21 protein-coding genes and 1 tRNA gene are annotated in these 23,449 nt (G+C 63.7%); 12 read left to right on the top strand and 10 right to left on the bottom strand.

Annotated elements, in window-relative coordinates:
- Positions 1 to 21 precede the first annotated feature (21 nt).
- Both AC1D0O_RS01215 and AC1D0O_RS01210 read right to left on the bottom strand, forming a co-directional pair.
- A complete protein-coding gene (locus AC1D0O_RS01215; RefSeq protein WP_477651732.1) occupies positions 22 to 762 on the bottom strand; it encodes a GNAT family N-acetyltransferase in 741 nt (246 codons plus the stop codon).
- Positions 763 to 832: 70 nt separating this feature from the next.
- The gene (locus AC1D0O_RS01210; protein WP_477651731.1) at positions 833 to 1,180 is read right to left on the bottom strand and encodes a GFA family protein; all 348 of its coding nucleotides are present in this window, start codon (positions 1,178 to 1,180) and stop codon (positions 833 to 835) included.
- Between the two features lie 141 nt (positions 1,181 to 1,321).
- Here AC1D0O_RS01210 and AC1D0O_RS01205 point away from each other — a divergent pair, with 141 nt between their 5' ends.
- Positions 1,322 to 2,266, top strand: coding sequence for a DNA ligase (locus AC1D0O_RS01205; RefSeq protein ID WP_477651730.1), 945 nt, complete (start codon positions 1,322 to 1,324; stop codon positions 2,264 to 2,266).
- Positions 2,267 to 2,307: 41 nt separating this feature from the next.
- Here the strand turns inward: AC1D0O_RS01205 and AC1D0O_RS01200 are convergent, their stop codons facing one another.
- The gene (locus tag AC1D0O_RS01200) at positions 2,308 to 4,596 is read right to left on the bottom strand and encodes an Orn/Lys/Arg family decarboxylase (RefSeq protein WP_477651729.1); all 2,289 of its coding nucleotides are present in this window, start codon (positions 4,594 to 4,596) and stop codon (positions 2,308 to 2,310) included.
- A 199-nt stretch (positions 4,597 to 4,795) separates the two neighbouring features.
- Here AC1D0O_RS01200 and AC1D0O_RS01195 point away from each other — a divergent pair, with 199 nt between their 5' ends.
- The 4 genes from AC1D0O_RS01195 to AC1D0O_RS01180 all read left to right on the top strand — a co-directional run bounded on the left by AC1D0O_RS01195 (position 4,796) and on the right by AC1D0O_RS01180 (position 6,714).
- On the top strand, positions 4,796 to 5,221 hold the full coding sequence (locus tag AC1D0O_RS01195; RefSeq protein ID WP_477651728.1) for an NfeD family protein: 426 nt from the start codon (positions 4,796 to 4,798) through the stop codon (positions 5,219 to 5,221).
- A 9-nt stretch (positions 5,222 to 5,230) separates the two neighbouring features.
- Positions 5,231 to 6,148: an SPFH domain-containing protein gene (locus AC1D0O_RS01190; protein ID WP_477651727.1), complete on the top strand. Its 918-nt coding sequence runs from the start codon at positions 5,231 to 5,233 to the stop codon at positions 6,146 to 6,148.
- Positions 6,149 to 6,183: 35 nt separating this feature from the next.
- The gene (locus AC1D0O_RS01185) at positions 6,184 to 6,558 is read left to right on the top strand and encodes a DUF2237 family protein (protein ID WP_477651726.1); all 375 of its coding nucleotides are present in this window, start codon (positions 6,184 to 6,186) and stop codon (positions 6,556 to 6,558) included.
- 66 nt (positions 6,559 to 6,624) lie between these two features.
- Positions 6,625 to 6,714: transfer RNA gene (locus tag AC1D0O_RS01180), tRNA-Ser, on the top strand.
- A gap of 78 nt (positions 6,715 to 6,792) precedes the next feature.
- Here the strand turns inward: AC1D0O_RS01180 and AC1D0O_RS01175 are convergent.
- The 5 genes from AC1D0O_RS01175 to AC1D0O_RS01155 all read right to left on the bottom strand — a co-directional run bounded on the left by AC1D0O_RS01175 (position 6,793) and on the right by AC1D0O_RS01155 (position 11,205).
- Entirely contained in the window at positions 6,793 to 7,182 is a 390-nt protein-coding gene (locus AC1D0O_RS01175; RefSeq protein ID WP_477651725.1) for a hypothetical protein, read from the bottom strand.
- Between the two features lie 332 nt (positions 7,183 to 7,514).
- Positions 7,515 to 8,645, bottom strand: coding sequence for a branched-chain amino acid ABC transporter substrate-binding protein (locus AC1D0O_RS01170; RefSeq protein WP_477651724.1), 1,131 nt, complete (start codon positions 8,643 to 8,645; stop codon positions 7,515 to 7,517).
- A 234-nt stretch (positions 8,646 to 8,879) separates the two neighbouring features.
- Positions 8,880 to 9,248: a hypothetical protein gene (locus AC1D0O_RS01165; RefSeq protein ID WP_477651723.1), complete on the bottom strand. Its 369-nt coding sequence runs from the start codon at positions 9,246 to 9,248 to the stop codon at positions 8,880 to 8,882.
- Positions 9,245 to 9,682, bottom strand: a complete 438-nt coding sequence (locus AC1D0O_RS01160) for a DNA polymerase III subunit chi (protein WP_477651722.1) — start codon at positions 9,680 to 9,682, stop codon at positions 9,245 to 9,247. Before AC1D0O_RS01160 ends, AC1D0O_RS01165 begins: the two co-directional genes overlap by 4 nt.
- Positions 9,679 to 11,205, bottom strand: coding sequence for a leucyl aminopeptidase (locus AC1D0O_RS01155; RefSeq protein WP_477651721.1), 1,527 nt, complete (start codon positions 11,203 to 11,205; stop codon positions 9,679 to 9,681). The genes AC1D0O_RS01160 and AC1D0O_RS01155 overlap by 4 nt, the downstream gene beginning before the upstream one ends.
- Positions 11,206 to 11,274: 69 nt before the next feature.
- On the opposite strand from AC1D0O_RS01155, the gene lptF reads away from it, so the two are divergent.
- The 6 genes from lptF (at position 11,275) to AC1D0O_RS01125 (ending at position 16,447) form a co-directional block, all read left to right on the top strand.
- Positions 11,275 to 12,402: an LPS export ABC transporter permease LptF gene (gene lptF / locus AC1D0O_RS01150; protein WP_477651720.1), complete on the top strand. Its 1,128-nt coding sequence runs from the start codon at positions 11,275 to 11,277 to the stop codon at positions 12,400 to 12,402.
- Positions 12,399 to 13,547, top strand: a complete 1,149-nt coding sequence (gene lptG, locus AC1D0O_RS01145; RefSeq protein WP_477651719.1) for an LPS export ABC transporter permease LptG — start codon at positions 12,399 to 12,401, stop codon at positions 13,545 to 13,547. Before lptF ends, lptG begins: the two co-directional genes overlap by 4 nt.
- Before the next feature lie 3 nt (positions 13,548 to 13,550).
- Positions 13,551 to 13,934 (top strand): sirohydrochlorin chelatase, encoded by a 384-nt coding sequence (locus AC1D0O_RS01140; protein ID WP_477651718.1) that lies wholly within the window; start codon positions 13,551 to 13,553, stop codon positions 13,932 to 13,934.
- A 69-nt stretch (positions 13,935 to 14,003) separates the two neighbouring features.
- The gene (locus AC1D0O_RS01135; RefSeq protein ID WP_477651717.1) at positions 14,004 to 14,948 is read left to right on the top strand and encodes a CysB family HTH-type transcriptional regulator; all 945 of its coding nucleotides are present in this window, start codon (positions 14,004 to 14,006) and stop codon (positions 14,946 to 14,948) included.
- Between the two features lie 26 nt (positions 14,949 to 14,974).
- A complete protein-coding gene (locus AC1D0O_RS01130) occupies positions 14,975 to 16,150 on the top strand; it encodes a pyridoxal phosphate-dependent aminotransferase (protein ID WP_477651716.1) in 1,176 nt (391 codons plus the stop codon).
- 138 nt (positions 16,151 to 16,288) lie between these two features.
- A complete protein-coding gene (locus AC1D0O_RS01125; RefSeq protein WP_411880438.1) occupies positions 16,289 to 16,447 on the top strand; it encodes a DUF3309 family protein in 159 nt (52 codons plus the stop codon).
- Positions 16,448 to 16,537: 90 nt separating this feature from the next.
- Here AC1D0O_RS01125 and hrpA read toward each other — a convergent pair whose 3' ends face one another.
- Both hrpA and AC1D0O_RS01115 read right to left on the bottom strand, forming a co-directional pair.
- Positions 16,538 to 20,416 (bottom strand): ATP-dependent RNA helicase HrpA, encoded by a 3,879-nt coding sequence (hrpA, locus tag AC1D0O_RS01120; RefSeq protein ID WP_477651715.1) that lies wholly within the window; start codon positions 20,414 to 20,416, stop codon positions 16,538 to 16,540.
- Positions 20,417 to 20,534: 118 nt separating this feature from the next.
- Positions 20,535 to 21,755, bottom strand: coding sequence for a sensor domain-containing diguanylate cyclase (locus AC1D0O_RS01115; RefSeq protein WP_477651714.1), 1,221 nt, complete (start codon positions 21,753 to 21,755; stop codon positions 20,535 to 20,537).
- Between the two features lie 215 nt (positions 21,756 to 21,970).
- On the opposite strand from AC1D0O_RS01115, the gene argA reads away from it, so the two are divergent.
- Positions 21,971 to 23,320 carry an amino-acid N-acetyltransferase gene (gene argA / locus AC1D0O_RS01110; protein WP_436154786.1) on the top strand — a complete coding sequence of 450 codons (1,350 nt, stop codon included), beginning with the start codon at positions 21,971 to 21,973 and terminating at the stop codon, positions 23,318 to 23,320.
- Positions 23,321 to 23,449: the final 129 nt, after the last annotated feature.

The raw sequence follows: 23,449 nt of genomic DNA, 5'->3' as shown, positions 1-23,449 counted from the left end.
AGCCTTGACGGCCCCGGCTGCTTAGGGCTGCCGCCAGTAGTCGTAACTCCAGACGGATGCAAAACCCGCGCGCCGGTACAGCGCCAGCGCCGCGGCATTGACGTCTTCGACCTGCAAAAACGCCCGTGTGATGCCGCGCTGCTCCGCCACGCCGGCGATCCCCGCCAGCACGCGCCCGGCCAGTCCCCTGCCCCTGCAAGCCTGGTCGGTGCGCATGCCGTGCACGCTGGACCAGCCATGGCTGAACGCGCCGGCGCCTGCCGCCACGGTTTTGCCGTTCTCGCGGACGCTGGCATAGACCGAGCCGCGGGCGCGGCTCAAGGCCTTGACGCGGCTGGCGCCGTCCACCGGATCAAAACCTTCGGCCAGGAACAGCGCCGCCCACGCGGCATCGGGCGCATCGGCGGTCTCGGCGGGCTCGGCCGCACTGGCCGCGCGCATGGCCTGGACAGTCGCCACCTGGACCAGCACCGGTTTCCCGGCCTGGTAGCCGCGCCGCGCCAGTTCCTGCCGCAGGCCGTCGAAGCAGGCCTCATTTGCCAGGCGGAACACCGTGCGCAGGCCGCGCGCCCGATAACGCGCTTCGACCTGGTCGACCAGGCCCTCGTCGGCCGGTAGGTGGCGCAGCGGCACGGCGCTGTGGGCCCGGCTGACGGTGCCGCTGTCAAAAGGCAAAAGCCAGCCCTGGAATTCCTCCACGGCTTCGGGAGACACCGCGGCCAGGGTGGCTCGCTCTATGGATTCAATATCGCTGGAGGTCATGGTTCCTCGGGGTGAAAAGTCCACGGGATAAAGCCCGCGCGCAGGCGGCTTCGGGTCTGATGATTATTGGCTAGGAATCCCGCCCGTTGAAGTGCTGGATGGGAATCGCGGCGAGATCCAGATCCTGCACGCAACGCAGGTTGATGGCCGCCATGCGCTTGCCATCCGGGCCTGTGCCCTCGCCATAAGGGTGGATGCCGCAGGTGGGGCAAAACCGGTGGCGGATGAGGTGCTTGTTGAACAAATAGGTGCTGGCGTTCTCGTCGGGAGTCAGCAGGCGCAACTGCTCGCGCGGAACAAACCAGAGCAGCGATCCCTTGCGCGAGCACATGGAGCAATTGCAGGCCAGCGCGCTGGTGGGTTGGCCTTCAACCTCGAAGGCAATCCTTCCGCAGTGGCAGCTTCCTTGGTGAGTCATGTTTTGCATCCTTTTTTCTCAATAATCTGGAAGGAGCCACGCGCATGTGGCGCGCCCTCAACAGTTTGCTGAAGAGACGCTTGCGGCGTCCGGCACGGGACTATAGACTGTACATTCATACAGCTTAAAGTCAACAACACCATGGCGACCCAGCATCCATCCCAACCCCCTTCCTCCAGCGCTTTGGCGCCAGCGACTTTTTTTCGCCTCAAGGCGCTACACCTGCTGCTGGTCCTCGCAGGCCTGTTGACGCCCGCCCTGCCCACCTCGGCCCTGGCTTTGGCGGCTGCCCCGCAGGCGCCGGAGTTGATGCTCGCCAAGGTCTATCGCCCAGGCACCTCCGTGCCCGACTACTGGGTCAGCGAAAAATACGACGGCGTGCGTGGCTACTGGGATGGTGAAAAGCTGCTGACCCGTGGCGGAGAACGCATCGCCGCGCCGGCCTGGTTCACGGCCGGTTGGCCCAAGGTGCCGCTGGACGGCGAGCTGTGGGCAGGCCACGGCCAGTTTTCCCGGGCGGTGTCCACCGTGCGCCAGCAAAGCCCGGACGCGGCGGCCTGGCGGGCCATGCGTTTCATGGTGTTCGACCTGCCGGCGCAAGGCGGCCCGTTCAGCGAACGCATTCCCGCGCTGAATGGGGTGGTGAGCCGTATCGACCAGCCCTGGGTGCACGCCGTGGCGCAGTCCAAGGTGGTCAACCATGCGGCCCTGCAGGCGCTGTTGGCCACCACCGTCAAGCATGGCGGCGAAGGCCTGATGCTGCACCGGGGGGCGTCGTTTTACAAAGGCCAGCGCAGCGACGACCTGCTCAAGGCCAAGCCGCATGAAGACAACGAGGCCCGCGTGGTGGCGCACCTCCCCGGCCAGGGAAAATACGCGGGCATGGTGGGGGCGCTGCTGGTGGAAATTCCGGGCGCAGACGGCAAGACCGGCCAGCGTTTCAAGCTGGGCAGCGGCCTCAGCGACGAGTTGCGCCAGAACCCGCCGCCCGTGGGCAGCACCGTCACCTACCGTTTTCGCGGCCTGAACGACAGCGGCATTCCGCGCTTCGCGAGCTTCATGCGGGTGCGGGACGACGCCCTTTAAGCCGGGCGAGTGCGTACCCGGCTCCGGGCCTACCACCGGGTCTATTTCTTGACGCAGTCGGCGTAGTAGCGGGTCTTGCCTTTGGCATCGACCTCTTCGACGAGTCCATGGATGTCGGTCTCGAAACCCGGGCACTGGGCGTTGAATTCGCGCGAGAACTTCAGGTAGTCGACGATGCGTTTATTGAAGACCTCGCCCGGAATCAGCAGGGGGATGCCCGGTGGGTACGGCGTGACCAGGCCCACAGTGATGCGGCCTTCCAGGTGGTCGATCTCGACCCGCTCCGTCGTGCGGTGGGCGATGTGGGAATAGGCGTCGCTGGGCTTCATGGCTGGCGCCAGGTCGCTCAGGTAGACCTCGGTCGTCAGCCGCGCAATGTCGTACTTCGCGTACAGCGTATGGATGTGCTGGCACAGGTCGGCCAGGCCCATGCGCTCGTACTTTGGGTACTTCTGGCAGAACTCCGGCAGGATGCGCCACATCGGCTGGTTCTTGTCGTAGTCGTCCTTGAACTGCTGCAGCGCCGTCAGCAGCGTGTTCCAGCGGCCCTTGGTGATGCCGATGGTGAACATGATGAAGAAGCTGTAGAGGCCGGTTTTTTCAACGATCACGCCGTGCTCGGCCAGGAACTTGGTCACGATGCTGGCCGGGATGCCGGTCTTCGCGAACTTGCCGTTCAGGTCCAGGCCCGGCGTGACGATGGTGCACTTGATCGGGTCCAGCATATTGAAGCCAGTCGCCATCTGGCCGAAGCCGTGCCAGTTGTTGGCGCCATTGCGGGCCGTTTTGGCGCTGCGGGATTCGCCTTTGATGATCCAGTCCTGGGCTTCGCCGATGCCCTCTTCGACCAGCTTGTCCGGCCCCCACACCTTGAACCACCAGTCGTCACCGTATTCCTCGTCGATCTTGCGCATCGCACGGCGGAAATCCAGCGACTCGGCGATGCTTTCCTCGACCAGCGCGGTGCCGCCGGGCGGCTCCATCATGGCCGCGGCCACGTCGCAGCTGGCGATGATGCTGTATTGCGGTGAGGTCGAGGTGTGCATCAGGTAGGCCTCGTTGAAGAGGTGCCTGTCCAGCTTCACATTCTGCGAGTCCTGCACCAGCACGTGGCTGGCCTGGCTGATGCCGGCCAGCAGCTTGTGGATGGACTGGGTGGCATAGACCACGGCGGTTTTCGGCCGGATGCGGTTTTTGCCCATGGCATGGTAGGCGCCATAGAAGGGATGGAAGGCCGCATGCGGCAACCAGGCCTCGTCGAAGTGCAGGTTGTCGATGTAGCCGTCCAGCATGCCCTTGATGGTCTCGGTGTTGTAGAGCACGCCGTCATAGGTCGACTGCGTCAGCGTCAGTACACGCGGCTTGACCTTGCTGCTGTCCACGCCCTTGAGCAGCGGGTTGGCATCGATCTTGGCGCGGATCGCTTCCGGCTCGAACTCGCTCTGTGGAATCGGCCCGATGATGCCGAAGTGGTTGCGCGTGGGCTTCAAAAACACCGGAATCGCACCCGTCATGATGATGGAGTGGAGGATGGATTTGTGGCAGTTGCGGTCGACCACCACGACATCGCCCGGCGCCACCGTGTGGTGCCAGACCATCTTGTTGCTGGTGGACGTGCCGTTGGTCACGAAGAAGCAATGGTCGGCGTTGAAGATGCGCGCGGCGTTGCGCTCGCTGGCGCCGATGGCGCCGTCGTGGTCCAGCAGTTGGCCGAGCTCTTCCACCGCGTTGCAGACGTCGGCGCGCAGCATGTTCTCGCCGAAGAACTGGTGGAACATCTGCCCGACGGGGCTTTTGAGGAAAGCCACGCCGCCCGAATGGCCGGGGCAGTGCCAGGAATAGGAGCCGTCCTCGGCGTAGTCGAGCAAGGCCTTGAAAAACGGTGGCTGCACGCCTTCCAGGTAGCTCTTGGCCTCGCGCAGGATGTGGCGCGCCACGAACTCGGGCGTGTCCTCGAACATGTGGATGAAGCCGTGCAGTTCACGCAGGATGTCGTTGGGGATGTGGCGCGAGGTCTTGGTCTCGCCATAGACATAGATCGGCACGTCCAGGTTCTTGCGGCGCACCTCTTCGATGAAGGTACGCAGGTTCAGCACGGCGGGGTCGAGATCGGGCCCGGGCGAGAACTCTTCGTCGTCGATCGACAAAATAAAGGCGCTGGCCCGGCTTTGCTGCTGGGCAAACTGCGAGAGGTCGCCGTAGCTGGTGACGCCCAGTACCTCGAAGCCCTCGCTTTCAATGGCCTGCGCCAGTGCGCGGATACCCAGGCCGGAGGTATTTTCGGAACGAAAATCTTCGTCAATGATGACGATGGGAAAGCGGAATTTCATGACGGGGAGAGCAGTTCAAGGGCGCCCTGAACCTGTCGGAGGGCATGGGGAACGCTCAAAAGGCATAGACAGGTTGAGCCCGAGCGGTGATAGGAAGCTTTTTCCAAGCAGCGAAGTGTAAGGACATATTGTTGCGCTACGCTTGTCTTGGGGTCTAATTGCCCCAAAATGTAGCGGATGACCTACAAAAGGAGGATGCATGAGTGAATCGACGATCTGGTGGCTGCTGGCCGGCGTGGCCGTCGCGGTGGAACTGGCGACGGGAACGTTTTACCTGCTGATGGTGGCCGTAGGGCTGGCGGCCGCTGCCGTCGCCGCCCACCTGGGCGCATCGACGTCCGTGCAGCTGATCACCGCGGCCGTGGTGGGCTCGGCCACCGTTGGCATTGCCCATTTTGTCCGGGGCCGGGGCCCCGAAGCCCTGCCGCCCGGGACCAACCCGGACGTCAACATGGATGTCGGCGAGACCGTGCAGGTCGACGACTGGCAGGCCGACGGTACGGCGCTGGTGCGCTACCGCGGCGCGCAATGGGCGGTCGTGCAGGCGGCCGGTGCAACGCCCTCCGCGGGTCCGCACCGTATCCGGGAAGTCATTGGCAGCAAACTGGTCGTAGAAAAAATCTGAGGGAATCACATGTCATCTTATGTAGCACTTATCGTTTTCATCGTCGGGATGATCTTCGTCATCCGCGCCATCAAGGTCGTGCCCCAGCAAAATGCCTGGGTCAAGGAACGGCTGGGGAAATACGCCGGAACGCTGACGCCCGGCCTGAACTGGCTGATTCCCTTCGTGGACCGCGTCGCCTACAAGCACAGCCTCAAGGAAATCCCGCTCGACGTGCCCAGCCAGGTTTGCATCACGCGCGACAACACGCAACTGCAGGTCGACGGCATCCTGTATTTCCAGGTCACCGACCCGATGCGCGCCAGCTACGGCTCGTCCAACTACATCGTGGCCGTCACCCAGTTGGCCCAGACCTCGCTGCGTTCCGTCATCGGCAAGCTGGAACTCGACAAGACCTTTGAGGAGCGCGACATCATCAACGCGCAGGTTGTGGCCGCCATTGACGAAGCAGCGCTGAACTGGGGCGTGAAGGTCCTGCGCTACGAAATCAAGGATTTGACGCCGCCCAAGGAAATCCTGCATGCCATGCAGTCGCAGATCACCGCCGAGCGCGAAAAACGCGCGCTGATCGCCGCCTCGGAAGGCCGGCGCCAGGAACAGATCAATATCGCTACCGGTGAACGCGAGGCCTTCATCGCCCGCTCCGAAGGCGAAAAACTGGCCGCCATCAACAACGCCCAGGGTGAAGCGGCCGCCATCATGGCCGTCGCCGACGCCAACGCCAAGGCCATCGAAATGGTGGCCGCCGCCATCCGTCAGCCCGGCGGCGAACAGGCTGTGCAGCTCAAGGTCGCCCAGCAGGCGGTGGACGCCTACTCCAAGGTGGCCAAGGACGCCAAGACCACCTTGATCGTGCCCAGCAACATGACGGAAGTCGGTTCCCTCATCAGCTCCGCCATGAAGATGGTGCAAGCCAACAAGGTGTAATACGGGTCTGCCGGGAAAACAGCTATGAGAAAGCCATGACAGCAAAAAACGTCCTGGGCACGGACCTCGTGCCCTGTTCCTACGACCCGCTCACCGGCTACTTTCGCGACGGCTGCTGCAACACGGACGCCTCGGACCTCGGCTCCCACCTGGTCTGCGTGCGGGTCACCGCCGGATTCCTGGCGTTTTCCGCCCTGCACGGCAACGACCTGAGCACACCACGGCCTGCCCACCGCTTCGCCGGGCTCAAACCGGGCGACCGCTGGTGCCTGTGCGCCAACCGCTGGCGGGAAGCGCTGGAAGCCGGCTTTGCGCCGCCCGTCATCCTTGAGTCCACTCACGGCAAGGCGCTGGAATTCGTCACCCTGGCCCAGCTGGAGAAACACCGCTTCCAGGGCGCCGTTCATTAGCGTGTGCATTTATGGCGCATTTCCCCGGTCGACGGGCCTGGGCGCTGCTATAATCAAAGGCTTCGCGGAAGGGTGGATGAGCGGTTTAAGTCACACGCCTGGAAAGCGTGCGTAGGGTTAAACCTACCGCGGGTTCGAATCCCGCCTCTTCCGCCAGTGAGTCAATGAAAACGGGGCCTTGCGCCCCGTTTTTCATTTTGGTCTCACATCGAACCCTGACGTTCGCCAGTCCGGCTACTCCGGCTTTGTTTCCACGTCGGCTTCCACCATCTGCTTGATCTTCTCCACTTCGGATTGCATGTGCTGCAGAAATGCGGCAAAACCTTCGCGGCCCAGGCGCTCAATGGCGTCGTCGACTTCCTGCTGGCTGGCGGGACGCGAATACGGCACGCCGTCTATTTCGCAGACCGAGGCAGCGGGATAGACAAAGCCCATCATGTAGGGGAGATTGGCCGCTGCTTCAGTGCCGAACATCCGCGTGAGCTGGCTTTCGTAGAGGATGTCGATGGGCTTGATCTTCAATTTACGCCCCAGAACATCGGTGAGAACCACGAGCTGTTCGGCAGCGGTTTCCGTGCTGCTGAGACCTGAAGGAATTCCCGGGGTTGCTTGCGTTTTAGCCATTTGACGTCTCCAGAAAAAGGTTGATCCGCCGGGCCTCATCAATCGAAAGGGCCGCGTGTGGCCCTGATCCACGGGTACCTCGCCGGATTGGTTTTGTGCATTCCAGGCAGGTCACTGTCATCCTTTATTCCTATCGGAAGCACAAAAACCCCGCCTGAATCCATTCTGGTTCGGTAAAAAGAGTTCGTTTGCCCGCATTGTCTTTTTGCGGGCAATGTTTCCACGATTCCTTGTTTCAGCCTCAGCCGGCAAGGCTTTCCGCTTTCTGGCTTCAGCAAAAGACGGGCAAAAAAAAGCCACCTTGCGGTGGCTTTTTTATCTGCGGTGAACGATCAGTTCAGGGCGGATTTCTTGCCGTCCTTGTAGACGTACAGGGTGATGGCGGGGTTCTTCAGTTCGCCGTTGGGTTCAAAAGCGATGGTGGTGGTTACGCCCTTGAAGTTGGTCTTGATCAGCTCAGGGGTGTAGACCTTTGGATCCCAGGAACCGGCGCGCTTCATGGCGTCAACCAGGACGAAGGTCGCGTCATAGGTGTACGGGCTGTAAACCTGGAACTGCTTCGGATACTTGGCTTCGTAGCGCTTCATCCAGGCTTCGCCGCCTGGCATTTTTGCCAGGGAAGCGCCGCCTTCAGCGCAGACCACATTGCTGATGGTCTTGGCGCCGGCTGCCAGCTTGGCCAGTTCGGCCGTGCAGATGCCGTCACCGCCGAAGTACTTGACGTTGCTCATGCCGAGCTGCTCCATCTGGCGCAGCATCGGGCCGCCTTGTGGGTCCATGCCGCCGAAGAAGATGGCGTCGGGAGCCTTGGCCTTGACCGCGGTCAGGATGGCCATGAAGTCGGTGGCTTTGTCGGTCGTGAACTGTTCGTCAACGACGGTCATGCCTTTTGCCAGGGCCGTCTTCTTGAACACTTCAGCAACGCCTTGGCCGTAAGCGGTACGGTCGTCGATGATGGCGACCTTCTTCAGCTTCAGTGCGTCAGCAGCATAGAAAGCCAGGCCGGCGCCCAGGGCGTTGTCGTTGGCGATGATGCGGTAGGTGGTCTTGTAGCCTGGCTTGGTCAGGTTGGGGTTGGTTGCAGCGCCCGTGACGTGGGGAATGCCGCAATCGTTGTAAACCTTGGAAGCAGGAATCGTCGTGCCGGAATTCAGGTGGCCGACCACGCCGGCGACTTTGGAGTCGCACAGTTTTTGTGCGGCTGCGGTGCCCTGTTTTGGATCAGCAGCGTCATCTTCAGCAACAATTTCAAACTTGACCTTCTTGCCGCCGATGACCACGTTTTGCGCGTTCAGGTCTTCGATGGCCATGCGCACGCCGTTTTCATTGTCTTTGCCGTAATGGGCCTGCGAGCCGGACAGCGGTGCCACATGGCCGATTTTGACGACTGCGTCTTGGGCAGAAGCAAAACCCGCCACCGCAGCAAGGGCAGCCACTACTGTCAGTTTTAATTTCATTTGCATAAAAACACTCCGATTAGGAAATTACCGTTAAAGGTTGAGAACGAATTTTTTTACTCAACGGGGCCGAACATAACGCAATTTCCGGGCCCGCACCATAGCAACGTCCCTAGGTTAATTTCTGATAAGGGGGTTTACCCGGGGAGCAGATCGGCTTATGTGAGCGCGTGTTTCAGCAGCGCCCGCGATGCTGCCGCAAGGGAAAAATTCGCGAATCCAAACAGTCACCTGCGAGACCTATCCGCCGGCCGCCGGCGGCGTGCGTTCATTCGCGAAAGCCTGGCTGACGGACTGGCGGACGACGCCCTCGATTTCTTCGCGAAGGCGCGGCGCCAGACTTTGCGTGTGTTCAAGAATGAGCTGGCCCACCACCTCGCGCAAACGCCTGTCCAGCATCAGGTCCACCCGCTGCAGCACGCGCTGCACCATCTGCTCCTGCAAGTCCGGCGAAGCCGCCAGGGCGGCCATGGGTGCGACGGCGGATGCTACCGGAGGCGCTGCCGTTGCACCGGCCGGGCTCGGGCCCGGCATGGGGGCCGCGACGGGCCGTACGACCTCCGTCAGCGTGGGCACAAAGCGCGGCGGCGCAGGCGGCGGGCGGTTCATGCACCCTCCCCGGCCGTGGCCAGGTCATGCCGTTTCATCGCATAACCCCTGTCGGTGTAATGCTTCCAGCGGCTGCGCGCGGCGAGGCGGTCTTCGTCGCCCTGCGCAACCACTTCGATGAAACGTTCAAAGCGCTCGAACTCGGGCGGGATGCCCTGTCCCAGGTTGACCAGCACGCCATAGTGGGGGCAGGCCTGGAGTGACTCAGCCAGCACCACAGGCGATACCGCCAGGGTGCTTTCAGCCGCCCCGGCCCGGCAGTGCGGAACAAACTCGGCGGGCGAAAAGCTCCACATCAGCTGGTCCAGCTCGGCCAGCATCGCCGGTTCACCCGTCACCACCACGCTGGCCCCGCTCAGGTAGGCCTTGCGCAGCAGCCGGCAGCTGTAGGCCAGCTTGTCCGGCACGTTGAAATGAAAGGCGATTTCGGTCATGCCCGTGTTCTGGCGGCGGCCTTGGGTTTTGCCGAAGCCTTGGGTTTAGCGGCTGCTTTGGGCCGGCTTGATGTGACTTGGCCCAGCAGGTAATCGAGCAGCAGCGGCACGGGACGGCCGGTGGCGCCCTTGGCGGCGCCGCCTTTCCAGGCGGTGCCGGCGATGTCCAGGTGCGCCCAGGGGAAGCTGGCCGCAAAGCGCTGCAGGAACTTGGCCGCGGTGATCGCACCGCCGGCCCGGCCGGCCACATTGGCGACGTCGGCAAAATTGGTCTTCAGGCCTTCGGCGTAATCGTCATCCAGCGGCATCCTCCAGCACAGGTCCATGGAGGATTCACCAGCCTGGGCCAGCGCCCCGGCCAGGGCATCGTCGGTCGAAAACATCCCGCTGCGCACGCCGCCCAGCGCGATCACGCAGGCGCCCGTGAGCGTGGCGATGTCGACCACGGCCCTGGGCTTGAAGCGCTCGGCGTAAGTCAAAGCGTCGCACAGCACCAGGCGTCCCTCGGCATCGGTGTTCAGGATCTCGATGGTCTGCCCGCTCATGCTGGTGACCACGTCGCCCGGCTTGATGGCGCGGCCGCCCGGCATGTTTTCGCAGGCGGGGATCAGGCCCACCACATTGAGGGCAGGCTGCAGTTCGGCCAGGGCCCTGAAGGTGCCCAGGACGCTGGCGGCGCCGCACATGTCGAACTTCATCTCGTCCATCTCGGCGGCAGGCTTGATGGAAATGCCGCCCGTGTCGAAGGTAATGCCTTTGCCGACCAGCACCACAGGCGCCACGGTCTTGGCCGCACCGTCGTAGCGCAGCACGATGAAGCGCAGCGGCTCGGCCGTGCCTTGGGCCACGGCCATAAAGGAGCCCATGCCCAGTTTGGCGACCTCTTTAGGGCCCAGTACTTCGACCTTGATATTGCGCAACCTGCCCAGTTCCCTGGCGGCGCCGGCCAGCAAGGTCGGCGTGGCATGGTTGGCCGGCCGGTTGGCCCATTCCTTGGCGAACTCCAGGCCCTTGAGCAGGGCCATGCCTTTATCCAGGCCTGCTTTGGCCGCTTTGGCGCTCGCGGCATCGCCCACGGCGATCAGCACGCGCTGCAGCCTAGAGGGACTGGCCTTGGACTTGGTGGTGGTGTAAACGTAGGTCGCATCGCCGCAGGCCGTCACGGCGGCGCGCACGGCCTCGGCCTGCAGCGCGTCCAGCAGGTCCAGGCACAGCACCACGCGCTGCGTGTTGCCGTTTTTCACGGCGCCCAGGGCCGCGGCGACGGCGGTGCGGATGTTTTTAGGGCTGGCGTCCCCCACCCCGGCCAGCACCAGGCGCGTGGCGGCGATGCCGGGCGCGCGGTAGGCGGCCAGCAGCTTGCCCGGCTTGGCTTCGAAGTCCCCGGACTTGATGGCCAGCGCCGTCAGTGCCGACAGCGGATCGCTGCCGGCCCCCGTGTCCTGGGGCACGAGCACTATCAGTGCGTCGGTTTTTTCGCTGCAAATACGGGCGCGGGTCAGAGTTTTGAGTTCAAAGTCCATAATTCAGGGTCTGGTGGGTAAACCGAAGTGAAACAAAAATAAAACAAAGCAAAAGCAGATATTCAGTCAATGTTATTCCAATCTTCGATTCGCAAAGAGCTGGCACGCAGTTTCGGCGCCACGCTGGTGGTGCTGGTCACCATCGTGATGACCATCGTGCTGATCCGCACACTGGGCCAGGCCTCGCGTGGTTTCATCAATCCGCAGGACGTCATGCTCTTCATGGCCTACTCCGCGCTGGGCCGCCTGCCGACCATCCTCACGCTCTCGCTCTTCATCGCCATGGTCAGCACCTTGTCGCGCATGTACCGCGACAGCGAAATGGTGGTGTGGTTCACCAGCGGCCAGGGGCTGGCCGGCTTTTTGCGGCCGCTGTTCCGCTTTGCCTGGCCGGTGCTGCTGGTGATCACGCTGATGGCGCTGTTCGTCTGGCCCTGGACCAACCAGCAAACCAAGGACATGCAAAGCCGCTACGAACAGCGCGGCGACATTGACCGCATCGCCCCCGGCCAGTTCCAGGAGTCGTCTAGCGGCAACCGCGTGTTCTTCATCGACCGCGACCTGGCGGGCGCACGGTCCAGCAACAACGTGTTCATCGCCGCCACCGAAAAAGGCAAAAGCTCCATCACCACCGCGCGGTCCGGCCGCATCGAGACCCTGAACGATGCCCAGTTCCTCATGCTGGAAAACGGGCAGCGCCTGGAAAACGTGATCGGCCAGCCGGCGCTCAAGATCAGCGACTTCGAGGAGTACGGCACCAAGACCGGCGACGCCAATCCGCTCAGCGAAAACGCGCCGGAAGCCAAGCTGCTGTCCACCCGCGATCTCGTCAAGGCGCCCAGCCGCGGCAACCTCAGTGAGCTGGCCTGGCGCCTCGGGCTGGCGCTGGCCTCCATCAACTTCGTCGTGCTGGCCGTGGCCCTGGCCAGCGTGAACCCGCGCGGCGGGCGCAGCGGCAACATGATTTTTGTGCTGCTGACCTTCGTGGTCTACAACAACCTGGTCAACCTCGGGCAAAGCTGGATTTTTGTCGGCCTCATCAGCTTCAGCAACTTCCTGCTGGCCCTGCACGGAGGCGTGCTGCTGCTGGGCCTGGCCTGGCTTTCCAAGCGGCAGTTCAACTGGGTGCTCAGGCCCGCCCGGCCCCTCAGGCGCGCGCCCATGGCCGTGCGCAATACCGACAGCGAGTTGCCATGAAAACCATACGCCGCCTGATTTACGGAGAAGTGCTGGCCGCCATCGCCCTGGTGGCGCTCGGCTTCCTTGCTTTGTTCTTCTTTTTCGACCTGGTTGACGAGCTCCAGTACCTCGGCAAAAGCAACGGCATCAATGCCGGCGAGATCTACCAGATCCGCCATGCGCTGCTGTATGTGGGCCTGCTGGTGCCCAACCACCTTTACGAACTGCTGCCCATTTCGGTGCTGATCGGCACGATCTTCGTCATGGCGCGGCTAGCCCAAAGCTCCGAATACACCATTTTGCGGACCAGCGGCCTGGGCCCCTGGCGCGCACTGAAGCTGCTGCTGGCCCTGGGCGCGTTGTTTGTGGTGTTCAGCTTCGTGGTGGGCGACTACGTGGCGCCCGCCAGCGAGCGGGCCGCCCAATTGCTCAAGGCGCGCTACCAGAGCAAGATCACCATAGGCCAGACCGGCGCCTGGCTCAAGGAAAAGCAGGCCTACAACACCTACGTGGTCAACGTGAAGGCCCTCACCCCCGACAACGAAATGCAGGGCGTGCAGGTGTTCGAGTTCAACAACAAGGGACTGATCGTCTCGACCACCCAGGCGCCGCTGGCGAGCTTTGCCGCCGGCGATGCCTGGCAGCTGCAGCAGGCCACGCGCGCGGAATTCGAGGTCGGCACCGTGCCCGGCGCGACCAGTGCGGCCAGGCCGCAGGAGAGCGCCAAGGTCCACCGCGCGGTGCTTGAAAGCTTCCGCTGGCCCACCGAAATCAGCGCCGAAATGGTGTCCGTGGCGCTGCTCAAACCCGAGCGCATGGGCACCATAGACCTCTTCAACTATGTGCGCCACCTGGACGCCAACGGCCAGACGGCCCAGCGCTATGAAATCGAATTCTGGAAAAAGGTGTTCTACCCGCTGAGCTGCCTGGTGATGGTCATCCTGGCCCTGCCCTTTGCCTACCTGCACTTTCGCTCCGGCGGCATCGCGGGTTATGTATTTGCCGGGGTCATGATAGGCATCAGCTTCTTCCTGCTCAACAACGTGTTCGGCTACATCGGCAACCTGCGCAACTGGATGCCCTGGCTGGCGGCCGCCACGCCCGGCCTGCTGTACATGGCCGTTTCGCTGGGCGCTTTCGGCTGGCTGGTGCTGCGGCGCTAGCGCATGCCCATGACGACGACCGCCACGCCATTGCGCGGCATCATCCTGCTGGCCCACGGCTCGCGCGACCCGCTCTGGCGCGCGCCTATCGAGGCCGTGGCCGCCCGGATACGCACCAGCGCGCCCGGCACGCCCGTGCTCTGCGCCTACCTCGAGCTTTGCGCGCCCACGTTGCCTGAAGCCGCGGCCGGACTGGCCGCAGCCGGCGTGCGTGCCATCCGGGTGTTTCCGATGTTCTTCGGCGTGGGCAAGCATGCCCGCGAGGACTTGCCGCTGCTGGTAGGGCAGGTTCAGGCCAGTCATCCGGGCATCGCCGTGGAGCTGCTGCCGAGCGCCGGGGAGCACCCCGAACTGACGGCCTTGATGGCGGCGATCGCCTTGGCCTGAAGCCCGCCGGCCCTGCCGCTTTAGCGCAATACAGGCATAATAAAGTGAATAATTAGCCTGAATTCGCATATGAACCTTCACCAATTCCGATTCGTCCAGGAGGCCATCCGGCGCAACCTGAACCTCACCGAGACCGCCAAAGCGCTGCATACGTCGCAGCCTGGCGTGTCCAAGGCCATCATCGAACTGGAAGAAGAACTCGGCGTGGAAATCTTCGCGCGGCATGGCAAGCGTCTCAAGCGTGTCACCGAGCCCGGCGAGCACGTCCTCAAAAGCATAGAACTCATCATGCGCGAGGTCGGCAACCTGCGCCGCATCGGCGAGCAGTTCTCGGCCCAGGACAGCGGGACGCTGTCCATCGCCACCACCCACACCCAGGCCCGCTACGTGTTGCCGCAGCCGGTCGCCAAGCTGCGCGAGGCCTTCCCCAAGGTCAACGTCAGCCTGCATCAGGGCTCACCCGACCAGGTGGCGCGCATGGTGCTCGACGAAGTCGCCGAAATCGGCATTGCCACCGAGTCGCTGACGCAGTACGACGACCTCGTCACCTTGCCCTGCTACGAATGGCAGCACATGCTGGTGATCCCGGTGGACCATCCACTGGCCAAAAAAGAAAACATCACGTTGGAAGACCTGGCCGAAGAGCCGCTGATCACCTACCACCCGTCCTTCACCGGCCGCACCAAGATAGACCTGGCCTTCGCCGCCAAGCGCCTGCAGCCGCGCATCGCGCTGGAGGCCATAGATTCCGATGTCATCAAAACCTATGTGCGCCTGGGCCTGGGTGTAGGCATCGTGGCCGAAATGGCCATCAAGGAAGACGGCACCAACAGCGACCTGGTCGCCATCCCGGCCGGCCCGCTGTTCGGCATCAACGTGGCCCGCGTGGCCTTCAAGCGCAGCGCCTACCTGCGCAATTTCGTCTACAAATTCGCCGAGCTGCTCAGCGACAAGCTGGACCGCGTCCTGATCACCAAGGCCATGGCCGGCCGCGTCAACGACTACGAGATTTGATCCACCCCGAAGCGCATCCTGAAGCCATGACCACCACCCTCGAACGCACCCCCAAACTCGAAACCAAGCTGCCCGCCGTCGGCACCACGATTTTCACGGTCATGTCCACACTGGCGGCCGAAAAAGGTGCCGTCAACCTGGGCCAGGGCTTTCCTGATTTTGAATGCGACCCGCAACTGGTCAACGCCGTCACCGGCGCCATGACCCAGGGCCTGAACCAGTACCCACCCATGACGGGCGTGCCGGTGCTGCGCGAGGCCATCTCGGCCAAGGTGGCCAAACTTTACGGCCATCGCTACGACGCCAACAGCGAGATCACCATCACCGCGGGCGCGACACAGGCCATCATCACTGTCATCCTGGCCGTGGTCCATCCCGGCGACGAAGTCATCGTGCTGGAGCCCTGCTACGACAGCTATGTGCCCAACATCGAACTGGCCGGCGGCAAGGTGGTTCGCGTGCCTTTGACGCCCGGCACCTTCCGCCCCGACTTCGGCAAGATCGCCGCGGCCATCACGCCGCGCACGCGCGCCATCATCGTCAATTCGCCGCACAACCCCAGCGCCACGGTGTGGAGCGAGGCCGACATGCTCGCGCTGCAGGACCTGCTGGCGCCCACCGAGGTGCTGCTGATCAGCGACGAGGTTTATGAACACATGGTGTTCGACGCGGCCCAGAGCCGCATCCACCAGAGCGCAGCGCGCTTTCCGGGCCTGGCCGCGCGCGCCTTCATCGTGAGCAGCTTCGGCAAGACTTACCACGTTACGGGCTGGAAGGTCGGCTATGTGGCCGCGCCCGCGCCCCTCACCGCCGAATTCCGCAAGGTGCACCAGTTCAACGTCTTCACCGTCAACACGCCGGTGCAGTACGGCCTGGCCGCCTACATGGCCGACGAGCAGCCCTACCTGGACCTGCCGGCCTTCTACCAGCGCAAGCGCGACCTGTTCCGGGACGGCCTGGCCAAAACTCGTTTCAAACTGCTGCCCAGCGAAGGCAGCTACTTCCAGTGCGTAGACATCTCTGAAGTCAGCGACCTCGACGAAGCCGAATTCTGCAAATGGCTGACCACCGAGATCGGTGTCGCGGCCATTCCCTTGTCGGCTTTTTACGGCAACGGCTTCGACCAGCGCGTAGTGCGGTTTTGTTTCGCCAAAAAAGACGAGACCCTGAACACCGCGTTGCAGCGCCTGGCAAAGCTATAACCAGCGTATAGATCAGCGGTAGGCCTGTAGGCGCAGGCTGTCAGTGCTTGCCGACGGCTGGACACGCCCTCCTCCTGCTTGTCCGCCCCCGGTACCGGATAAGAATGAATGCACATCAATAACTAGGAGTGCTTCCAAATGTCCATTTCGCTCATCCTGCTGATTGTCTTGATCCTTATCCTGGTCGGCGCCCTGCCCACCTGGGGCCACAGTCGCAGCTGGGGCTACGGGCCCAGCGGCGGTATCGGCCTCGTGGTGCTGATTCTTGTTATCCTGCTGCTGATGGGACGCATCTAGTACTTAGTCCGCATCGTTCGCTGGTGACTCACCAGGAAAAATGGCCTTGCATTGCAAGGCCATTTTTTTGTGCGTTCTGAAAAAGGCTGATCAACTATTGAGTTGAGCCCAGGCCTTCTCCAATCTCTTGATACTGACCGGCTGAGGCGTACGCAGCTCCTGTGCAAAAAAGCTCACACGCAGTTCTTCCAGCAGCCAGCGGAACTCCTGCATGCGCGCATCGACCGCGCCCTTGCGTTCGGCCACCAGGCGCCAGTAGCGCTGCTCCTGCGGCCGCAGTTCGGCCAGGCGCGTGGTATCGCGTGCCGGGTCGGCGCGCCATTTCTCCAGCCGCAAGGTGATGGCCTTCAGGTAGCGCGCGAAATGCTGCAATTGCGTGTAAGGCGTGGCCGTCAGGAAACGCTTGGGCACCAGGCGCTGCAGCTGCTGGGCGGCGTCCGCAGCGGCTTCAGCGGCGTTTTTGCTGTCCTTGATCTTGCGCTGGGCCACGGCGAATTCGGTGAGAATGCCCGCCGCCAGCCGCGCCACTTCGCTGGCGATCAGGGTCAGGCGGCCGCGCCCGTCGTCAATGCGTTTCTTGAACTCGCCTTCGTTCGTGGGCAGTGGATCGAGCAGAAAGGCGCGGTCCAGTGCGACCTCGATGATCTGCTCGCGCAGCTCTTCCAGCGTGCCGCCGCCGGAGTTGTCGGCAGCGCGGCCCACCAGCATGTAGGCCGTGGCCATCTTTTGCAGCTCGGGCAGGTTTTTCTCAAGGTACTTCAGCGCGTCCTTGATCTGCAGCGCGAACAGCCGGCGCAAACCTGCGCGGTGCTTGGCGGCCGCCGCATCGGGTTCATCGAACACCTCGATGGTGACCGCATCGCCCAAATCGATCAGTGCCGGGAAACCGATCAGCGTCTGGGAACCCTTGCGGATTTCCATGAGTTCCGGCAGTTCGCCAAAACTCCAGCCCGTGTAACGCTCCGCGACCTTGACCGTGGTTTTTTCCGGAGCGGTTTGTGTACGTCCGGCCTGTGTAGCCGGCCGGCTTGTGTCCGGGCCGGCAACCGGCTCAGGCGCTTTCGCGAGGTTCTTCAGCCCGGCCAACGCCTGGAAGGCACCGCGCGCCTGCGAACCCAGCTCGCCCTTGAGCGCGCCCAGGTTGCGGCCCGCGCCCAGTTGCCGGCCGTGCTCGTCGACCACGCGAAAATTCATGAACAGGTGCGGCGGCAACATGTCCAGCTTCATGTCGTTGCGCTTGACGTCCAGCGAGGTCGCGTCGCGCACCAGCTTGAGCACCGCATCCGTCAGCGAGCCGCTGCCGAACACTTCGGGTTGCAGCAGTTGCTCCGTCATGCGGGCGGCGGTGTCGGGCAGCGGCACCAGGCGTGAGCGCGGGCGCTGGTGCAGGGTCTTGATCAGCGCCTGGACCTTGTCCTTGAGCATGCCGGGCACCAGCCACTCGCAGCGCTCTTCGTTGACCTGGTTGAGCGCGAACAGCGGCACGTCGACGGTCAAGCCGTCGCGCGCATCGCCGGGCTCGTGCAGGTAGGTCACCACACAGTCCACACCACCCATGCGCAGGGTTTTGGGGAAAGACTGCGTGGTGATGCCGGCCGCCTCGTGGCGCATCAACTCCTCGCGGGTCAGCAACAAAAGCTTGGGCTGCTTTTTGGACTCCGCCTTGTACCAGTGCTCGCAACTCGCGCCGCTGTGCACCTCGGCCGGCAGTTGCTGGTCGTAGAAGGCGTAGATCAGTTCTTCATCGACCAGCACGTCCTGCCGCCTGGCCTTGTGCTCCAGGTCCTGCACCTGCTGGATCAGCTTCAGGTTGGCGGCCAGGAAAGGCAGCTTGGTGTCCCAGTTGCCGGCGACCAGCGCCTCGCGGATGAAAATCTCGCGCGCCGTCACCGGATCGACACGGCCGAAATTCACGCGCCGGCCGTTGTAGACCACCAGACCGTAGAGAGTGGCACGCTCAAGCGCCGTCACCTGCGCGGCTTTTTTCTCCCAGTGCGGGTCCAGCAGCTGCTTGCTGAGCAAATGGCCGGCCACCTGCTCTATCCAGGCCGGGTCGATATTGGCGATGCCACGGCCGAACAGGCGCGTGGTTTCCACCAGTTCGGCCACCACGATCCAGCGGCCCGGCTTTTTGCTCAGGCGCGCGCCGGGGTGGCGGTAGAACTTGATGCCGCGCGCACCCAGGTACCAGTCTTCCTCGTCGCTCTTGCAGCCGATGTTGCCCAGCAGGCCGCAGAGCATGGACAAGTGCAACTGCTCATAGCTGGCGGGCTTGTCGTTCAGCACCCATTTCTGTTCGCCCACCACCGTATGCAGCTGCGAATGGATGTCGCGCCACTCGCGCACGCGGCGGATGTTGACGTAGTTCTCGCGCAGCAGGTTCTCGTACTGGCGGTTCGAGAGCTTGTGATCGGTCCCGTGGCCGCCGCGCGCGTCGCCCAGCCATTTCCAGAGCTTCAGGTAGCCGCTGAACTCGCTTTTTTCGTCGTCGAACTTGGCGTGCTGCTGGTCGGCCTGGGCCTGTCTGTCCATGGGCCGGTCGCGCACGTCCTGCACGCTGAGCGCACTCGCGATCACCAGCACCTCGTCCAGCGCGCCGCGATCTTTGGCTTCCAGAATCATACGGCCCACGCGCGGATCCAGCGGCAGTTTGGCCAGCGTACGGCCGACGCCGGTGAGTTCGTTGTCCTCGTCCACCGCGCCCAGTTCGGCCAGCAGCTGGTAGCCGTCGGCAATCGCGCGGCGCTGCGGCGGCTCGATGAAGGCGAACTCCTCGACATTGCCCAGGTGCAGCGCCTTCATGCGCAGAATCACCGAGGCCAGCGAGCTGCGCAGGATTTCCGGGTCGGTAAAAGGCTGCCGGCCCTGGAAGTCCTTCTCGTCGTACAGGCGTATGCAGATGCCGTCGGCCACGCGGCCGCAACGGCCGGCACGCTGGTTGGCCGCGGCCTGCGACACCGGCTCCACCATGAGCTGCTCGACCTTGTTGCGGAAACTGTAACGCTTGACGCGCGCGGTGCCGGCATCGATGACATAGCGGATGCCGGGCACGGTCAGCGAGGTTTCGGCCACGTTGGTCGCCAGCACGATGCGCCGGCCGCTGTGGCCGTCGAAGATGCGGTCCTGCTCGGCCTGGCTCAGGCGCGCGAACAGCGGCAGCACCTCGGCGTTGCGCGTCAGCGGCTGGTGCGCCAGGTGCTTGCGCAAATGGTCGGCCGCCTCGCGGATTTCGCGCTCGCCCGGCAAAAACACCAGAATGTCGCCCGCGCTGTGCGGGCTCAGCCAGAGCTCGTCGACCGCGTCGGCGATGGCGTCGTTCAGGTCATGCTCGCGCGACTCTTCAAACGGCCGGTAGCGCTGCTCGACCGGAAACATGCGGCCCGACACCATGATCACGGGTGCCGGCCCTTTGGAGGAAGCAAAGTAGTCCGCAAAACGCTGCGCATCGATGGTCGCCGAGGTGATGACCACCTTGAGGTCGGGCCGGCGCGGCAGCAGCTGGCGCAGGTAGCCCAGCAGGAAGTCGATGTTCAGGCTGCGCTCGTGGGCCTCGTCGATGATGATGGTGTCATAAGCCTTGAGCAGCGGGTCGGTCTGCGTCTCGGCCAGCAGGATGCCGTCGGTCATGAGCTTGACGGATGCGTCGCGCGAGAGCCGGTCCTGGAAGCGCACCTTGTAGCCCACCACATCGCCCAGCGGGGTTTTCAGTTCCTCGGCAATGCGCTTGGCCACACTGGAGGCGGCGATGCGGCGCGGCTGGGTGTGGCCTATGAGCCGGCCCTGCCCCGGCGGGTAGTTGAGCTTGCCGCGCCCCATGGCCAGCGCGATCTTGGGCAGCTGGGTGGTCTTGCCCGAGCCGGTCTCGCCGCAGACGATGACAACCTGGTGGGCCGCCATCGCGGCGGTGATCTCATCGCGCTTGCCGGAGACCGGCAGCGATTCGGGAAAGGTAATGGTCAGGGGGGTCAAAGCGGGAGACGACAAGGGGAGAAGCAGGAAATAAGGACGCAGACCGGGACGGCCAAAGCCGCCAATTATCGGCTGTTCCGGAAGGCGCCGCGCCCGCGGGGTTGACGCGCCGGCCCGTTCAGGCCGCCAGCACCGGCATGTCGACGATTTCGCCGCTGGTTTCGTCAAACCAGGCGATGCGGCTCGGGTAGCCCAGCGCCGCGCGCGACATGCCGCGCCCCAGGCCCACCGCCGTGGAGGCTCTCGCGTCGCTTTTGGACACCCGCAGCACGCCGATCCCGGCTTCAGCTTCCCAGCGTGTCTGCTGGGCAACGGACGTGCCGGCCTCCGCGCCGGTGTTGAGCGTCACGCTGCGCGCCAGGGCAGCCTGGACACGGCGCGCCAGGTGGATCAGGTCGCCGCTGTGGTGGCAGTTGCGCATCAGCAGCAAAAACCCGTCCTCGCCCAGGCGCCCCATCTCGACATGCGCCGGCACGGTGCGGCGCAGCCGCCCCGCGCAGACAAACAGCGCATGGTTGACGGCCGCCAGCCCGTAGAGTTTTTCAAGCACGTAGAGGTTGGCGACGGACACCACGATCACGCCCATAGGCACCGGCTGGTCGCGGTAGTGCCTGAACACCGTGTTCAGCATGTTGTTGGTTTCACTGTTGGAGCGCATGCGGGTGACGGGGTCGTAGCTGGGGCCGTAGGCCAGGGCCTGGTTCAGCTCGATCAGGTAGGAGTAGCGGATCCACAGCACGGAGGCCATGGTGGCCAGGTAGGCGGTACCCGCCAGCGCGCTGACGGCATGCGCCTGCCAGGGCACGTGGGCGCGGTCCAGCGCCGCCCAGCTCAGGCCGGCGATGGCAACCAGCATGAAAACCACGCCGGCCACCGCCACCCAGGCCAGGCGGTCGCCGCGCAATGCGCTGCGCAGGCTGAGGACCAGCGCCGCAAAGCCCATCAGCGCGGCCCCGGCCAGGCTGAGCATCAGGGACTGCTGCGGGCTGAGCGCCCAGCCCAGCGCAATCACCCCGCCGGCGACGCCTGCCAGCAGCAGCAAGGCGCGCCGCTGGGACGAGGGGCCGCGCAAGATGCCCAGGATCGAAAACAGCAGGTAAGCCAGCAGCACCGACACCAGACTGGCCACATGAGCCAGGAAGCGGTCCAGGATGGCGGTGTCGGCGATAGGCAGGCCGCCCAGGAAAGCCACCACAAAAAAGGTCGAGGCCAGGGCCGAGGCGGCGGCATTGACGGCAATGCGCCGCAGGGACCGCAGATAAGCAAATACGGACCCGGCCAGCATCAGGCCGGCCGACCCGAAATAGCAACCCCAGAACCCGATCGCATATTTATCCATAACACCCTGACCTTAACCTGCCGGACCCGGTTTCACCAGCCCCAAAAGGGGGTACGCCGCTCGCCGCCCGTACCTTCAGACGGCAGGCTGTCTCCCTTACACTCACTGGACTTTTCCGTTTGCCGGGGAAAGCAGCGCCAGGAAGCCGGGTTTCGCCTCCGACCGCCTCGCCCCGGCTGCTCCCGCCCCGCCCTTTAGAACCCGAAAGCGCGCCCATGTCCGCCGTCTTCAATTTCACCTTTGTGCCCTGGTTCCGCTCGGTCGCACCCTATATCCACACGCACCGCGGCAAAACCTTTGTCGTGGGCCTCGCAGGCGAAGCGATCGCCGCCGGCAAGCTGCAGCACATCGCCCAGGACCTGGCGCTGATCCAGAGCATGGGCGTGAAGATCGTGCTGGTGCACGGCTTTCGCCCGCAGGTCAACGAGCAGCTCAAGGCCAAGGGCCATGCGGCCAAATATTCGCACGGCATGCGCATCACCGACGAAGTGGCCCTCGACAGCGCCCAGGAAGCCGCCGGCCAACTGCGTTATGAAATCGAGGCGGCCTTCAGCCAGGGCCTGCCCAACACCCCCATGGCCGGTTCCACGGTGCGGGTAATTTCGGGCAATTTCATCACCGCGCGGCCGGTCGGCATCCTGGACGGCGTGGACTTCAAGCACTCCGGACTGGTGCGCAAGGTCGACACCGCCGCCATAGGCCGGGTGCTGGACTTCGGCGCCATGGTGCTGCTCTCGCCCTTCGGTTTCTCGCCCACCGGCGAAGCCTTCAACCTGACCATGGAAGAGGTCGCCACCTCGGTGGCCATCGCCATGCAGGCCGACAAGCTGATCTTCCTGACCGAAATCCCGGGCATCCGCATACACCACGACCAGCCCGAGAGCGAAGACAACCCCATAGACACCGAGCTGCCGCTGGCCGCCGCCGAAAAGCTGCTGGCCACCCTGCCCAACGGCGAGCGCCCCACCGACACCGCGTTTTACCTGCAGCACTGCGTCAAGGCCTGCAAGGCCGGCGTGGAGCGCAGCCATATCCTGCCCTTCGCGGTGGACGGCTCGCTGCTGCTGGAAATCTACGTGCACGACGGCATAGGCACCATGGTGATCGACGAGAAGCTCGAGGAACTGCGCGAAGCCACCGAAGACGACGTGGGCGGCATCCTGCAACTGATCGAACCCTTTGAAAACGATGGCACGCTGGTCAAGCGCAGCCGTACCGAGATCGAGCGCGACGCCGCCAACTACAGCATCATCGAACACGACGGTGTCATCTTCGCCTGCGCGGCGCTCTACCCCTATCCTGAAGCCAAAACCGCTGAAATGGCCGCATTGACGGTCTCGCCGCAAAGCCAGGGCCAGGGCGACGGCGAGAAAATCCTCAAACGCATAGAGCAGCGCGCCCGCGCAGCCGGCCTGCAAAGCATCTTCGTGCTCACCACCCGCACCATGCACTGGTTCATCAAGCGCGGCTTTGTGCAGGTGGACCCGGACTGGCTGCCAGAAGGCCGCAAGCGCAAATACAACTGGGACCGCAAGAGCCAGGTGCTGGTCAAGAAGCTGAGCTGAGCCTAAAGCTCCCTCTCCCCCTGGGAGAGGGTTGGGTGAGGGTTTGCGGCCTTTGAATACGTGCAGCGCAACATCCTGCGCCGTGGGCCCCCATCCCTGCCTTCCCCCAGCGGGGGAAGGAGTAATACC

Source organism: Polaromonas sp. P1_F2, assembly GCF_056405735.1.
Note: the sequence above shows the minus strand (reverse complement) of the source record. Positions and strands in the feature narration are given on the sequence as shown.